The sequence below is a fragment of the Vibrio gelatinilyticus genome, assembly GCF_022836845.1.
Classification (GTDB): Bacteria; Pseudomonadota; Gammaproteobacteria; order Enterobacterales; family Vibrionaceae; genus Vibrio; species Vibrio gelatinilyticus.
Window position 1 is genome coordinate 219,085 of record NZ_JAJNNZ010000005.1, and the last position, 15,272, is coordinate 234,356.

14 protein-coding genes are annotated in these 15,272 nt (G+C 45.1%); 12 read left to right on the top strand and 2 right to left on the bottom strand.

The window, feature by feature from the left end; translation table 11 throughout:
- Nucleotides 1-140 precede the first annotated feature (140 nt).
- Nucleotides 141-1,337, bottom strand: a complete 1,197-nt coding sequence (arsB, locus tag LNL84_RS08770; RefSeq protein ID WP_244356845.1) for an ACR3 family arsenite efflux transporter — start codon at nucleotides 1,335-1,337, stop codon at nucleotides 141-143.
- Nucleotides 1,338-1,565: 228 nt separating this feature from the next.
- Here arsB and LNL84_RS08775 point away from each other — a divergent pair, with 228 nt between their 5' ends.
- The 4 genes from LNL84_RS08775 to LNL84_RS08790 all read left to right on the top strand — a co-directional run bounded on the left by LNL84_RS08775 (nucleotide 1,566) and on the right by LNL84_RS08790 (nucleotide 5,102).
- Nucleotides 1,566-2,000 (top strand): putative iron-sulfur cluster-binding metallochaperone, encoded by a 435-nt coding sequence (locus tag LNL84_RS08775; protein WP_244356846.1) that lies wholly within the window; start codon nucleotides 1,566-1,568, stop codon nucleotides 1,998-2,000.
- A 377-nt stretch (nucleotides 2,001-2,377) separates the two neighbouring features.
- Nucleotides 2,378-2,872, top strand: a complete 495-nt coding sequence (locus tag LNL84_RS08780; RefSeq protein WP_244356847.1) for an RNA methyltransferase — start codon at nucleotides 2,378-2,380, stop codon at nucleotides 2,870-2,872.
- A 68-nt stretch (nucleotides 2,873-2,940) separates the two neighbouring features.
- Nucleotides 2,941-3,525, top strand: a complete 585-nt coding sequence (locus LNL84_RS08785) for a hypothetical protein (protein ID WP_244356848.1) — start codon at nucleotides 2,941-2,943, stop codon at nucleotides 3,523-3,525.
- A gap of 209 nt (nucleotides 3,526-3,734) precedes the next feature.
- On the top strand, nucleotides 3,735-5,102 hold the full coding sequence (locus tag LNL84_RS08790) for an MATE family efflux transporter (protein ID WP_244356849.1): 1,368 nt from the start codon (nucleotides 3,735-3,737) through the stop codon (nucleotides 5,100-5,102).
- A 151-nt stretch (nucleotides 5,103-5,253) separates the two neighbouring features.
- Here the strand turns inward: LNL84_RS08790 and LNL84_RS08795 are convergent, their stop codons facing one another.
- On the bottom strand, nucleotides 5,254-5,931 hold the full coding sequence (locus LNL84_RS08795; RefSeq protein WP_244356850.1) for an oligogalacturonate-specific porin KdgM family protein: 678 nt from the start codon (nucleotides 5,929-5,931) through the stop codon (nucleotides 5,254-5,256).
- Nucleotides 5,932-6,299: 368 nt separating this feature from the next.
- On the opposite strand from LNL84_RS08795, the gene LNL84_RS08800 reads away from it, so the two are divergent.
- The 8 genes from LNL84_RS08800 (at nucleotide 6,300) to LNL84_RS08835 (ending at nucleotide 15,267) form a co-directional block, all read left to right on the top strand.
- Nucleotides 6,300-6,722: a hypothetical protein gene (locus LNL84_RS08800; protein ID WP_244356851.1), complete on the top strand. Its 423-nt coding sequence runs from the start codon at nucleotides 6,300-6,302 to the stop codon at nucleotides 6,720-6,722.
- Between the two features lie 205 nt (nucleotides 6,723-6,927).
- Nucleotides 6,928-8,721, top strand: a complete 1,794-nt coding sequence (secD, locus tag LNL84_RS08805) for a protein translocase subunit SecD (RefSeq protein WP_425244295.1) — start codon at nucleotides 6,928-6,930, stop codon at nucleotides 8,719-8,721.
- A 2-nt stretch (nucleotides 8,722-8,723) separates the two neighbouring features.
- On the top strand, nucleotides 8,724-9,626 hold the full coding sequence (gene secF / locus LNL84_RS08810) for a protein translocase subunit SecF (protein WP_244356853.1): 903 nt from the start codon (nucleotides 8,724-8,726) through the stop codon (nucleotides 9,624-9,626).
- A 228-nt stretch (nucleotides 9,627-9,854) separates the two neighbouring features.
- On the top strand, nucleotides 9,855-10,508 hold the full coding sequence (locus LNL84_RS08815) for a DedA family protein (protein ID WP_244356854.1): 654 nt from the start codon (nucleotides 9,855-9,857) through the stop codon (nucleotides 10,506-10,508).
- Nucleotides 10,509-10,802: 294 nt separating this feature from the next.
- On the top strand, nucleotides 10,803-11,570 hold the full coding sequence (napG, locus tag LNL84_RS08820) for a ferredoxin-type protein NapG (protein ID WP_244356855.1): 768 nt from the start codon (nucleotides 10,803-10,805) through the stop codon (nucleotides 11,568-11,570).
- Complete coding sequence (napH, locus tag LNL84_RS08825; protein WP_244356856.1) at nucleotides 11,570-12,406, top strand: quinol dehydrogenase ferredoxin subunit NapH; 837 nt, start codon at nucleotides 11,570-11,572, stop codon at nucleotides 12,404-12,406. The genes napG and napH overlap by 1 nt, the downstream gene beginning before the upstream one ends.
- A gap of 401 nt (nucleotides 12,407-12,807) precedes the next feature.
- A complete protein-coding gene (locus LNL84_RS08830; RefSeq protein WP_244356857.1) occupies nucleotides 12,808-14,202 on the top strand; it encodes a DUF3943 domain-containing protein in 1,395 nt (464 codons plus the stop codon).
- A gap of 237 nt (nucleotides 14,203-14,439) precedes the next feature.
- Complete coding sequence (locus LNL84_RS08835) at nucleotides 14,440-15,267, top strand: EAL domain-containing protein (RefSeq protein WP_244356858.1); 828 nt, start codon at nucleotides 14,440-14,442, stop codon at nucleotides 15,265-15,267.
- The last annotated feature ends 5 nt before the right edge of the window (nucleotides 15,268-15,272 follow it).

Here is a 15,272-nt window from a genome sequence, read left to right on the forward strand (position 1 = left end):
GCCTAGCTCAAATACAGTCATTACTGTGAAGGCTGGAATCTAACGACAGCGAGCACAGCATCAGTGTAACAGCGTTCGTGACTTGGTGAGTTCTAGGGGGGAAATGTATACTCATGCAATACCAAAGATAACTGAACTGACTATGAAGAGTTATCCGTTGTAAACCATCCTGAAGTACGCTTGCAGATACTAACCAGCATTAACATCACTGGTACTTCAATTAGAACGCCAACAACTGTTGCCAGAGCGGCTCCTGATGAAAGTCCGAAAATCATTACGGAAGTAGCAATCGCAACTTCAAAATGATTTGATGCTCCGATCATTGCAGCTGGCGCCGCATCCTCATAACGTAAATTGAGGAATCTGGCTGATAAGTATCCTAAAGCAAATATAAACACTGTCTGGATAAAAAGCGGGATTGAGATCCACAGAATAGTCATTGGATTATTCAGAATGGTCTCACCTTTAAAGCTAAATAGGAGCACAAGTGTCAGTAATAATGAACCGATTGTAATCGGTGTAAGTACGCGCAAAAATTTTTCTTTGAACCACTTTTCACCTTTATGTTTAATAACCCATTTACGGGAAAAATAACCAACAACCAATGGCATAGCCACGTAAATAGCGACGGAAAGGAGTAATGCCTGCCATGGTACTGGAAGTTTACCTATGCCTAGTAAGAAGCCACCCAGAATCCCATACAACACCAACATGGTCAGAGAGTTGATTGCGACCATTACCAATGTAAGGCCATCGTTACCTCTTGCTAGGTAGCCCCAAACCAATACCATAGCAGTGCAAGGTGCAATACCTAAAAGAATGCATCCAGCAAAATAGCTTCGCCAAAGAGGGATCTGAAGCATTTTTATCCCATCTTTTAGTACAACAACTCCATCACCATATGCAGCGCCAACAGGTAAGTTAAGACCAAACGGCATTTTGACCAGATCTATAGCTTCATCACCGATAAAACCTTTCAGTAGGGTCCCCAAGAAAAACATGGCAATGGCATACATAGTAAAAGGTTTAATGCACCAGTTAATAAAAAGTGTCAGGAACACTGGTTTACCACTTTTTCCTGCTTTAACGACACTAGCAAAATCTATTTTTACCATGATTGGATACATCATGAAAAAAAGACAGATAGCGATGGGGATAGAAACCACTGGTGCTCCGTTAACATAAATGGCCATGCCATCTAGCGTTTTTGCAAGTCCAGGAGCGACCTTACCAAGGGCGATACCAATAACAATACATAATCCAACCCACACCGTCAGGTAGCGTTCAAAGAAACTAGTCATTTTTCGGTCGTGAGTCGGTTTTTCTATGTTTACCATCAGTTAACCTTATGGGGACATTATCCGCATGTGTATATTTGAGTATAGTTTAATTCAAGCTAATAGATTGATATTAATGGAATACAAAGAAAATCTTGTGGTTGATTAGTTTACTTTTGTATGGGATTAGCGACATCAAATTGATGTGGATATATTTACAATTTATGAGACTCTTTGTGAACTATTCTAAATGATGTCTGAGTCTTTAAATTGGCCAAGGAGGTGACAATGTCCGATTGCTGCTCAAAATCTACTTGTTCTGATTCTTTTCCACGAAAACATACTTGTCCTTCGAATGGAGAGCAGTATAGTTCTGTATCCACAGCAACCATTAGGCATCACATCAAAGATCCATGGGCGTGGCAACCAGAGAATCAAGGATACTACTTCTGCTCCGCTCCTGATTGTTCGGTGGTCTACTTTGGTCAGGATAATTCAGTCATTGAGTCCGATTCACTTCGCACCTTAGTTGGGGTTAAGTCAGAGTCAAACGATGCTCTAGTTTGTTATTGCTACGGTATAACTAACGCAGAAGCCAATAATAATCCTCTTACACGTCAGTTTGTGGTTCAGGAAAAAAAGAGTGGCAATTGTGCGTGTACGGCTCGAAACCCATCGGGAAGGTGCTGTTTGGCAAATTTTCCAAAAGGCAGCAATACATAGATTTTCGTTAGATCAGTATAAAACCATCTGGTTCCCTAAAAATACGTTGCCCTTTTCTTTTCAATTTCTTGTATCTCAAGCAGCGCGGTAAGCGAATCCTGATTGCGTTTTGGGATACTATAAGTTACCCAGTGGGTAAATTCATTCCTACGTGTCCAAGTCGCTTTTGTGCAAAAACGAGACACAGCACGCTGGCAGTAGATTCCGCATCAAGTATGGGCTGAACGAGCGCAGGTGACATTTTGACACCCAAAGCGCGGGTCAACAGCTCGCCGTTTGCCCTGAGTTTGACAAAATAGTCTCAACAGCTCTTATCAAAAAAGCTTTTCTATGTATACTGCTCGACTTGGTTTGTAAGAAAGTGAGTGTGTAGAAAAATGTCTGTTGTAATTGGTTTGGTCAATCCTAAAAGCCCATCGAACGTTGGTGCCGTCATGCGTGCTGCCGGGTGCTATCAAGCATCAGAAGTACGTTACAGTGGCGAACGTTTTGCCAGAGCGGCAAAGTTTCAGACAGACACAAAAAATATATCCAGCAAGATCCCACTCAAGGCAACCAATGATCTCACAGCGGATCTCAGTGGGGACGTACGCATTGTTTGTGTTGAATTAGTTGAAGGGGCGACACCGCTTCCTGAATTCGAACACCCTGAGAATGCGCTGTATATTTTCGGTCCTGAAGATGGTTCGATCCCCCAAGACATCGTGAGTAAAGCTCATGCTGTCGTTTACGTGCCGACGATTGGTTGTATGAACCTGGCAGCAACAACCAACGTTCTGCTCTACGACCGACTGGCTAAATCATCGACAGAAATCAATCACCAGGAGCGGATCCTCAATAGCCGAGACAGCAATAATCGCTTGGTGGTTTAAGTTTCAATACTGTTAGCCCATATCACGCTCACTCCAAATTCGAATATCAGCATTGTAAGGTGAACCCTATGAGCCAAATGACCACACAACAAGAACGCGCACTGGCAATATTTAAGAGCAATATCCACCTACCACACGGTGGGTTTCATAAGCTCATTGTCGAACTTTGCAAAGAATTCCAATTGCCGTTTCCAAAGGTTAGAGCGGCGGTCAAAAATGGGCAAAAAGTCATTGAATCGAATATTCGCAGTAATGACGACCTCATCGATGAAAGCACTTTAAGTCAGCAACACTGGCTGAGCATCATTAACGCTGAGCTCAGCGAGTTAGCAAAAGACAATAAGCCGGTAATAGAAACTCTGCAAAGCAGTGATATTTATCAACGCTTTACCGTAGCGCTTGCACAGCCACTGCTGAGTGAGTCAGACCGCGAACAGCATTACGCATTATTGTGTGATGTCTATGAGTTTCAGGTATACAAACCACTGACCTCGATGCTTCACACCACAACCTTGTTCTGGGAAATCAGCAATGATCTAGACCTGGTCAATGAGCAGATCTTGCCTAAATTTAGTGATTATCCTCAGCATGTTCTGGCAATTGAGCATATTCTGGCGCTTAAGCAACAACTGATGGACAAGCCACTGGTGTAGTGGCGAACTTAATCACAACACCCCTTCAAATAGCAGGCGCTCTGCCTGCTTTTTTGTCTCCCCAATTTAAAGCCCGGTAGGTTTTAAATTTCGCACTTTGCGCCCTGACTCGAAGATCTTGCGCTTACCTCCCTATGGACTTGTGATTAATTATTGAATTCATTGCATAAAAACAGTACGTTAGCGGTGTGTCGATGCAGAGGTTTTTCATGGAAGAACAAAGATTTAGCGCGTTTCTTAAAAGGATTTTACTACTCGGTACTCCAATCGCTCTACAGAGCCTTCTATTTAGTAGCCTGGGGTTTGTCGACAGTTTGATGATCAGTCAACTGGGCAATGACCAAGTCGCTGCAGCGGGTATTGGTTCTCGTGTGTTTTGGGTTGCGAGCGTATTTATTTGGGGAATGGGCTCGGGTATGGGGATCTTACTTGCTCAGTATTGGGGGGCAAAAGATTCCCAGGGCCTAAAGCGCAACCTTGCACTCGGCACGAGCGTTACCCAACTTTTTGCCACATTTTGCTTTATCGTGTGCTTTTTTTTCCCGGCGCTTTTGCCAAGCTGGTTTGATCCTTCCGAGCCGGTTCAAGCGCTATCCGAATCGTATGTCCGATTGCTTGGCATCGCCATACTGTTTGCGGGTGTTTCCATTTCTATTGATAGCGCACTGCGCTCAATTGGAAAAACACGCATAAACCTGTATTTGTCGATACTTGAAATCGGCGTCAATGTCATTCTCAATTATCTCCTCATTTTTGGGCATTTCGGTCTACCGGCTCTGGGGCTGATCGGAGCTGGTATTGGTAGTGTGATAGCCCGAACGCTTCGTTTAGTCACTGCGATAATTATCCTTTACCGTGGTTTTCCTGAACTGGCGATTCGACCACAGCATTTTGCCAACGCATTCAATCGAGTCATGTTAAGTAAGTTCTTAACAGTGACCTACCCCATCATTGTCGGTAGCTTTATTTGGTGTGCTGGTATTTTTACATTCCACATTATTTTGGGGCGAATGGGGGATGTTGAATTGGCGACCATGGCAGTAATTACGCCTATCGAATCGATTGCCCTTTCTATTGCTCACGGCATCTCTAGCGCTGCAGCGATCATGATAGGCAATGCTCTTGGTGCCAACGAGTTTTCCAAAAGTGAGATGTACGCGCGCTGGGCATTACGAGTGTCTGTGATTGGCGGGATGATCCTTGCTGGTATGCTGCTGGTATTACAACCTTTGATTCTTACCTTGTACGGCGAACTCTCTGAACAGGTTCAGGCACTCATGGTGGCCGCTTTCCCTATCATGGCACTGAGCATTCTATTTAGAACCATCAATATCACCTTGATAGTTGGCATATTGCGAAGTGGTGGTGACAGCAAGTTTTGTATGAATATGGACTTTGTGTGTCAATGGCTGTGGGCTGTGCCGATGACGGCATTGGGCGCCATGTATTTTGAATGGACGTTTCCAATTGTATTATTGATGATGGTATCAGAAGAAATGATCAAACTGCTGCCCGCAGCATGGCGCGTATTCGGCAATCGTTGGGTGAATAACTTAACCGAGGAAGAAACCTCCTAACGACCAGTCTGACAAAATGGCGCATGGCTAGTTGTTTGCTCATGCGCCTATCATCTACCGAATACTCTGCTCTCCAGTACCATGCGGGGGCATGGTAATGGAATTGTGTATAGCACTCGATAGTTTATTTATAGCGGCTATTCCCGACAAATTAGAACGCGAATACAGCGCCAAATTTCGCGTACGAATCACGCTTGTTTAGACCAGTCTGTTCGTTGCCGATCTCAACAAATGGAGTCCAGGCTTCGAAACTTGTAAATGACGCACGAAGCTCATAGTTGTTCCAGTTCTTGCCGTTGTTTTGTGATGCAAGAGTGCTGTTACGTTCAGTTTGGTTGACAACTTTAGCGCCAAAGTAAACTCGTTCAGTTACCTGGCTGCCTACGAAGAAGTCAAAGCGATCAACATTAGACTTTTCAGCAGTCACATTTTTCTTGTTCACTTCCTGGTCTTTACGGTAGCGAATGCTCACATCAAGATAGTCATCGAACGATGTACCTGCGGTAAGGCCAGCCTTAATCACATCGTTGCTACCTTTAGTACGTACCACACCTTCAACTTCACCCTTCAACCAAAATGTCTCAAGATCGTGGGTGTAGTTTGCATTAAATTCGTTTTCACCTGCAGTGTTACGTTTTGCAGATAGGCCAAATCCATTATAGCCAGCAAATATTTTTAGACCGTCATCCTTAACTGTGCCTTTATTACCTTCGGCATCGGCACCTGCGTCAAATTTATGATCAATCTCTAAACCACCAGTAAACTCACTGGCAATAGCGCCACCTGCGAAAAGAGAAGCCAGTGTCATCGCTACGATTTGCTTTTTCATAATTTTACCTTTAAGAATTATTCTGTTAGCCAGTCTTTGGCTGCGAGCAGATTAATGGAAAAAGAAAAATAGAAGAAAATACAAACCATGAAGCCTGCATATAGGTCATCATCAATCAATACAACAAACTTACATTCCTACAACAATATAGATGTCAATGGGGCATTCTTAATGCTGACTCTGTTATAAAAACCAGTCACAGCTGGGTTTTCGACATATCTTGCAACAAAGAGCTCTGAATAAGAGTCTTTCATACGGTATTTATCGTTTATACTGCGCAAGTTCTAAATTGAAATTGGTTTTGATCCTTGTTGAAGCGTTGTTATGCATTACTTGTTGTCGCGGTCTTATCATTGTGTTCATACACAGTGAGCGCACAAGAGTACCCGTCAACACCTCAATTCAACATCGACTTTACCAGTTCCCTCACTACTTTAGAATGCAGTCATAGCGACCCTATCGATCGGTGTCTACCGGCTCGGACGGGTGACACTGTCACTTCAGGTAATGAAGATGACACCGCGTTTAGTGAAAATGCGACACCCTACTTTGCTTCCTTGCTACGTCGCGTTATGAGTGGCGACAACTGTGCAACTTTGGGGGTAAAACCCGACTACTACTTACTTATTGCATTCATGCCACCACAGCTTCTGGCTAGCGCCTTAAGCACCATTGAACTGCCTGAATCTACCCTTTACTGGGTCAATAGCAACGCCACTTCCCCTTCCCGGCTGTCTGGTTGGAAGGACAGCAACGCTTTATACGCCCACGATCACGCTCGGTTTATCTAATTTCACGCATCTAATGCCTTAAGGGCACCCACTTAGATCGCGCTCAAACAGTCCAATTCCTTGCATCCAAAAGTGAATTTCATTCGGGGTAGCTTGTAGTTTATCGCTAAAATCGAGCTCATTGCGCTACGCCACATGTATGCAACGTCCTAACACTGAACTGTTTCGCGCACTTGTTATTCTTCTTTTGAAAAGAGAGTTACACGTGAAGAAAAGAACAACACAACCATCCATTAACCGCTATGCGAAGTGGAAATACATCGTCTTAATTAGCACCATCGTTATCATGCTGCTCAGCGCTCTACCTTCGTGGTACGGGGAAAATGCAGCCTTACACATCAGTCAACGCGGCAACAATACACTTGATGCTGTTGCGCTATCCAAGCGACTCGATAATGCCAATATCGATACATTGAGTATCGATCAACAAGGTGAACGTACCGTAGTCGTATTGCAAGACCCAGCTCAGCAAGCCACAGCAAAAGCGCAGCTTGACGCACAACTGGGCGAAGATACCACCGTTGCTTTAGCAATGGAGCCTGCAGCGCCAAAATGGATTACCAACTGGGGATTTTCACCCATTAAGCTTGGGCTTGATCTGCGAGGCGGTGTCCAATTTCTATTGGAAGTCGATATGGAACCCGTCTATCAAGCGCACCGTCAGATGGTGATTGACGAAATCACTAGCGAAATTCGTGCGAGCCGCGGTCGACAAGTAAAAGACAAAGTACAAATAACATTGCGCACTCGTGAGGATGTGACTTCGGCGCGCAGTATCGTTCGTGAGCGTTTCCCTCAATGGCAGATCAGTTCCACAACGAATACCGTCATTCTGACTCAATCGGATGAAGAAAAAAGCACGCTACGCACTCTTACGGTACAGCAAAACCTGCAAATCATGCGCAGTCGTTTGACAGAACTAGGCATTACTGAAGCATCGGTTCAGCGTCAAGGTGAAAACCGTATTCGGATCGAACTTCCTGGAGTGCAGGACCCCGCTACCGCCAAAGATGTGATTGGTGCAACCGCCTCTCTGGCATTCCATGACGTCGTCAATTCCGCCAACGCGCACTCTAAAACGTTAAATGACAATCACGACAACCCCGTTGTGGTCAATCGTCGCGCCGTACTCGGTGGTGAGCACATCATTGATGCGCGTGCTGGCGTGGGTGAAATGGGCACAGCCGAGGTCAATATTTCACTTGATTCAATGGGTGGCCGAAAAATGTCGCAGTTCTCCCGTGCCAATATTGGTAACCCAATGGCCACCGTTTATAGCGAGTACAGTCGAGATGCCAATGGAGTAAGCCAGCAAGTCAGTAATGTGATTAGTGTTGCGACGATTCAATCCCAGCTTGGTAACCGCTTCAGAATCACAGGTGTCGGTAGCATGCAAGACGCGCAAGAGCTTGCTTTGCTATTACGAGCGGGGTCTCTTACAGCGCCAGTGACCATTATTGAAGAACGCACCATTGGCCCATCGTTAGGTGCCGAAAACGTCAAAAACGGATTTTCAGCGCTTGCTTTAGGTCTTGGGTTTACGCTGACATTTATTGCTCTGTGGTATCGCCGCCTTGGTTGGGTCGCCAACGCTGCTCTTATCACCAACATGGTGATGTTGTTTGGTCTTATCGCATTGCTGCCGGGTGCGGTGCTTACTTTACCCGGTATTGCAGGATTAGTACTCACCGTTGGTATGGCAGTAGACACAAACGTACTTATTTTCGAACGCATTAAAGACAAAATGAAAGAGGGTAGGAACTTTGCCCAATCGATTGATCGGGGATTTGATAGCGCCTTTTCTTCCATCATCGATGCCAATCTCACCACCATGATTGTCGCACTCGCACTTTATGCCATCGGTAATGGGCCTATCCAAGGCTTTGCTCTAACGCTAGGGCTTGGCTTGCTAACCAGTATGTTCACCGGCATTTTTGCCTCTCGCGCGCTTATCAACTTAATTTGGGGGCGTGATCAACGCCGTGACGTAAGGGTTTAATTATGACGATTTCTCACAACACGCTTACAAGACTTCGCTTTGGCATGTCTGGTATTTCTGCTTTCTTGTTTATCATCTCTGTTGCCTTTATCACCTTTAAGGGCTTCAACTGGGGGCTGGACTTTACTGGCGGTGTGGTCGCCGAGGTGAATATTGATCACGACATTACGTCTAGCACCATTAAGACACAACTCGATTCTGCGCTTGCTCAAGACGTCCAGCTTGTAAGCTCAAATGAACCCGGCCGCTGGATCATTCGTTACAACCAGACGGAGACTATACAACCTTCAATTACCGACGTGCTGACACCGATTAGTAGCAGTGTCGATGTTCTCAATAGTAGTGTTGTGGGCCCTCAGGTAGGACAAGATATGGTAGAGCAAGGAAGCTTGGCTATTCTGACCTGTTTCGTTCTCACGATGCTTTACCTTAGTTATCGATTTGAATGGCGCTTAGCTCTTGGTTCACTAGTAGCGCTGGTCTATGACGTTGTATTGGTTGTTGGCCTATTTTCACTTACGCAAATTGAATTCAATTTAACTGTTTTGGCCGCTGTTTTGGCTGTGCTGGGCTATTCGCTTAATGATTCGATCATCATCGCTGACAGAGCCAGAGAGCTTCTAAAAGGCAACCCAAATGGAACGACCAACCATCTTATTAACGATGCCGTTAAGGCAACTTTTTCGCGCACGCTTGTGACATCAGGAACAACACTTGTGACCGTCGCAAGCCTATGGCTTCTTGGCGGCGCAGCGCTAGAAGGCTTTGCCATCGCATTGTGTGTTGGAATAGCGAGTGGAACTTGGTCATCCATTTCGATTGGCGTCACCCTACCACAACTTTTGGGTCTTCAACCTAAGCACTATGCCAATAACGACATGAGCAATGAGGAGGTCTGTCCGTGATACGCTTTCACAAAAGAACGCTTATTGCTGCTCGGTGTGCTTACCGTTCATCGCAGAACTCATGGCTAGTGTCACGTTACCAGCCGCCGTACAAATTCACTAAATAGGGCAACTCAACTGCTTGTCTTTGTTATCGATATCACGCTGATGTTTCAGTCGTTGCTCTAAGTGCCACTTTTTTGCTTCACACATAATAGTGGCACCGTTTTCTATAGGATGGTTTGAATTATGCTCGAAATATTACTCGCCGTTTGGCATCACGACTTTGAAACACTACAGCAAGTTAGCTCTCTAAAATGGTTTCTGTTCTTATTGGCAGCCATTCTCTTTTTAGAATCCAGCTTTGTATTCTTGCCCTTGCCAGGAGACAGTCTAGTTCTTTTCGTTGGTGGCATGATAGGCTTGGGTATCTTAGATTTCTACTCAGCCGGAGCAGCGCTTTGCGCAGCGGCATCGCTAGGTTCAATATGTGCCTATTTCCAGGGACGTGTACTCCACAAAACCCCTTTTGTGAGTTATCTAGAACGAATTCTTCCCGACGATTCCCTGCCTAAAGCACACCGCTTATTAAACAAATACGGCTTCGCTTCATTATTTATCTCTCGCTTCGTACCCTTTGTTAGAGTGCTCACACCCATGCTAATGGGAATCGCTAAACTTAACCCCCTAAAAACCGTTCTCATTAGTATTTCAAGCTCGCTAATATGGTGCTTGGTACTACTACTCGCTGGCAAATGGATTATGACCAATCCGGCTTTAGATAATTATCAACAGCTGCTTTCTAAAGGCGTTGTCGTAATCAGTCTATCTATGATGCTATTGGCCATCATAGGGCTCGTTCATCGAGCCATTAAGAACAACAAAAAAAATCCATTCGCCTAGCTTTTCCTTCTCTAGGCAGTGGACTCCTTCCGCTGCCTGAACAGCTCGTTCAGCGCCAACTAAGCTATAATATTTAGATGGAAACGTAGGAACTCACGCGTTGTCAGCATTGTCGCCCTAGCAACTTCCTTAAGATGTGATCACCGCCTTATCTCGTACTTGATGCAAATCAACACACTCTACGTTTAATCCCAAAGTGTGATGTTATTCAAAAAGAATACCACTAAATTTATCGAATAACGCCACACCAATAATGACCGACATGTTTTTGTCATAGTTGATAAAGGTCTCAATATGTCTCGTAGTAAAACGTCTGAAAGTCGTCGCCGATTTTTGAGAGATGCCGCCAGAACCGCCGTCGGTGTTGGTGCTGCTGCAACTGTATTGGGATTACAATCTCGCCAAAGCCAAGCAAAAGACAGCGGCAGCGTACCGATTCGTCCACCAGGGGCACTAGAAGGAAATCAATTTGAAGAAGCCTGTATTCGTTGCGGTTTGTGCGTTCAAGCCTGCCCTTACGATACGCTTAAACTTGCGACCCTACTGTCCCCCGTTGCTTCAGGGACACCGTATTTTAGCGCTCGCAATATTCCTTGTGAAATGTGTGACGATATTCCCTGTGTTGTCGCCTGCCCTAGTGGTGCTCTTGATCATTCGCTCACCAATATTGACGACGCCCGCATGGGTCTAGCCGTACTCATTGATCATGAAGAATGTCTAAATTGGCAGGGCTTGCGTTGTGATGTGTGTTATCGAGTTTGTCCTCTTATCGATGAAGCAATCACTCTTGAGTCCATCCGCAACCAACGCACGGGTTATCACGCCAAACTAATCCCAACTGTACATTCTGATGCTTGCACTGGCTGTGGTAAATGCGAACAAGCTTGCGTTACGGAAGTCGCCACCATTAAGGTCGTTCCCATTGAATTAGCGAAAGGCAAAATGGGTGAGCATTATCAGTTAGGTTGGGAAGAGAACGTTGAACTTAGAGACGGTAACTTCCCAGAGCAGCTCAATATCGCTCCAAATAACACCACGGACCCAACCGGAGGAGGCGAGTAATGGCCAAAAACTTAGCCAAAGACGCTGGCAAAGACGCCGTAAACGCGCTGGGATGGTGGCAAGCACATCGATTTTTACTTCTGCGTCGAGTGTGTCAACTCGCCATTATGGGCTTATTCATGATGGGGCCTACGTGGGGCATACTGACCGGTAACCTGTCATCAAGCATGCTGTTTGAGGCCATCCCACTCAGTGACCCTTTATTGGTGTTTCAAACGATTGCCACTGGCCACTGGCCAGAAGCAAACGCCCTGATTGGTGTCGCGATAGTCATCGCCTTTTATGCCTTTCTCGCACCCCGAGCCTTTTGTGCATGGGTTTGCCCACTTAACCTTGTAACCGATCTATCCGCGTGGCTTAGACGTAAATTCAATTTAAAAACTAGCTACTCGTGGTCACCTAAAATCCGCTACTGGTTGATACCCGTTATTCTCATTGGCAGCGCGGTTTCTGGTTCATTACTTTGGGCGTGGATCGACCCTGTCGCCACGTTGCATCGCGGCCTTGTCTTCGGAATGGGAGCGGGTTGGATTTTGATCTTTTTGGTGTTTCTGCTCGACTTAGTGTTAGTCGAACACGGTTGGTGTGGTCATTTGTGTCCACTAGGCGCGACCTATGGGATTATTGGAAACAAGAGTATCATTCGTATCACAGCAACACATCGTGAAGCCTGCACTAAATGTATGGACTGCTACAACGTTTGCCCAGAGCCTGACGTTCTGCGTCAGCCCCTAAAAGAAGGGGATAGAAAAGTCATGAGTCAGGATTGTATTAGCTGCGGTCGCTGCATCGATGTGTGTCCGGAAAAAGTATTGGAGTTTAAATCCAGACTGTAACCCCATGGTTCAATTCAAACCATGCCAACCTTGTGCATTTCGCTAATTAAAAAGAGATGCACTTTATTGATAGTCAACACTTCCTATTACCTACGGTTAACGAGTGACCTTTTGTGATTTCTCGAATGTCACTGATCTAAGTTTTTTGACTGAACTGCCCAGCGACACGTATAGCGTGATCATTGAGTTTTGTCGCCAACCTTTCATAAAGCACACTCTCCTTTCAAATAAAAGCAATCTTGGCATTACAACGACTCCATCGTGGTGAGTTTGGTCAATTCATCAATCATTGCCGCTTAGCTACCCTTGCATTATTGAATTTCTCAAATCCATCGTTACATGTTGTTTCCTCTCCTACAATCCATTTCCGTTACTTGAATCAGACCACTTTAGAGGCCATTGTGCGAGCTCTCCCATCCGCTTTAATGACTACCGCATTCGCTATTGCGCCATACGCAATTGGCGATGACATTGATTTCTCAGCCACCCAAGGATCGTTTTCTGACGCTGTTGAATACCAAACTAACCCACTCTCCTTTACCATTTACACAGACACTCAAACTTCCAACAGTGCTTGGGAAGAAATCCAACCGCAAAATTCGAATTATGATAACCCTTATCGGGTGTCTCTATTTTCTCCTCAAAATGGCGAGGACAGCGAAAGATTATGGTCGCAAACCAAATCGATAGGAGCCTACGGACTGGGTGTCGCTGGTGCTCTGGCCTTAATGCCAGAGTCAATAACGCAATGGGAAAAAAACGGAGACCCATTGCTTGAAAAGTGGTGGGACAACGTCAACCAGGGCCCTGTATGGGATAGGGACGTTTGGTATATCAACTACCTTGGTCACCCTTACTTTGGCGGTGTGTACTATCAATCGGCAAGAAAGTCCGGCTATCGTCAATGGGACTCTTTCATTTATTCGGCCATGATGTCGACGTTCTATTGGGAGTACGGCGTGGAGGCTTTTGCCGAAATCCCATCGATTCAAGATCTGTTTGTGACTCCAATTCTTGGTTGGGTTTATGGTGAGTGGGCGTACAATAAAGAGCAGGAAATTAGGATCAGTGGTGGCTCGGTTTGGGGCTCTAGCGCATTAGGAAGCACCACGCTTTTTTTCCTAGACCCAGTGGATGGTTTAGGTAATGGTGTAAACCACTTATTTGGCAGGCAACTGGTGACTGCTGGCACTGGATTTATGGGTGTTCAAGACGTCGGCATGCCTAACGGAGTATCTGAGCGCCAGTTTAAATTTCAGGTTCAATACGCACTGGATACTACGCCCGATTCTGGGAGAACCCGAAGCAATTACTACGCCCAGAACAACAACGATCCAATCACTTACGGTATTGTAGGCATTTCTGCTGGTGCGAGTTACGTTTCTCCATCAGAGGTCTGGCAGCTTGAGCCTGGCGTAGGAGCATCCTTTTCACTTGGTTTGCATTTTACACCCGCGTTTTCTGGTCACCTCACTTATACCAGAGCTTACCTGACCGATACGGCAAGCCAAGCTTCGACGGCTTACGAAAACTACAGTGTCAACGCATTGTATTATTTTAACGCAGAGTCTAGCTTTAGGCCCTTTATTACAGCTGGTTTTGGCGAAGCTATGAAGAATATGGATCGCAAGCAAAAGAAATTTCAACTCAACGCTGGTGCCGGTGTGCATTATCAAATAAACAGTAATTGGGCTGTCCAAACCGACTGGCGCTACGCGGCGGGGCCACGCTCAAATGTTAAGGATCATCTTGCCACAGGTAAGCTAATTTATCGTTTCGGTCAGGGCGAAGGATAGCTAACATCAGGAACCTTGACCAACGTCATCTTTAACTTAAGTATTGCAGTTAATATCACTTGAACAAATACTCAGAGCAATTAATATGCGTCATTACTTTGACGCTATATGCATATTCTTTCAAATAAAAAGGATTTTCTGGAATTAATCGTTTTTTGTTGAAACTCATTCTCTTAGCCGATTATGTTTAAACAAATTGCAACGTATTTGTCCCTATGGATTCTAAGGAAAGACGCAATGCCAATCAGTATTCAACAACATAAATCCGATGGCAGTTTTTTGGCACACTCCACAACGAATAACGCACTGTGTGCCGAGTTCGAATTTAAGGTACAGCCGATAGTTCATCCAAAAAGTGGCGCTGTATTTGCCTATGAGGTGCTTTCTCACGTTTCTGATTCAAGTGGTGAGCACCTTTACAGTGAAGACTTTTTTGAGGAAATTGATAACCAATTTTTACAACAACTATTTCTTACTCAAATTGAGTATCTCCGTCCGCATATCATTGAACATGGCGCTTTACTCTCTTTCAATATTCCCCTTGTCTGCCTGAACGATGATGAGTTCGTTAATACCTTAGTACAACTCATTGATTTTCCGATTGCTATCGAGGTCACTTGCGCCCAATTAACTCTAAACTGCAGCGGCCTTGCGCAAAATGTTAAGAAGCTCAGAAGCCATGGGATACAAATGTGGTTAGACGATTACAATCACAAAGACAAAAGTAAGACTCACGCCTTACAGTACTTTAGGTGGGACGCCATTAAACTAGACAAGACCTACTTGCTTTATCACGATAACGACGAAATCATCTGCATGCTCACCGAGTTACTCGGCCTTTACGCGTCGCTCATTATTGTTGAAGGTATCGAAACGGCTTACCAGCATATACTCCATCTGTGTCCAAACTTGCTAATGCAAGGTTATTTCTACTATTACCCCATGGATGTCAAGCTCGCTATTCCTTTATTTAAAGAGCACCACTCAGATTACAACGAGTCATTACAAAGCCTTGCTAAAAGGCCAAAGCCAACCTCATCGGCCATCGATTTTACTATTGAATAATCTAA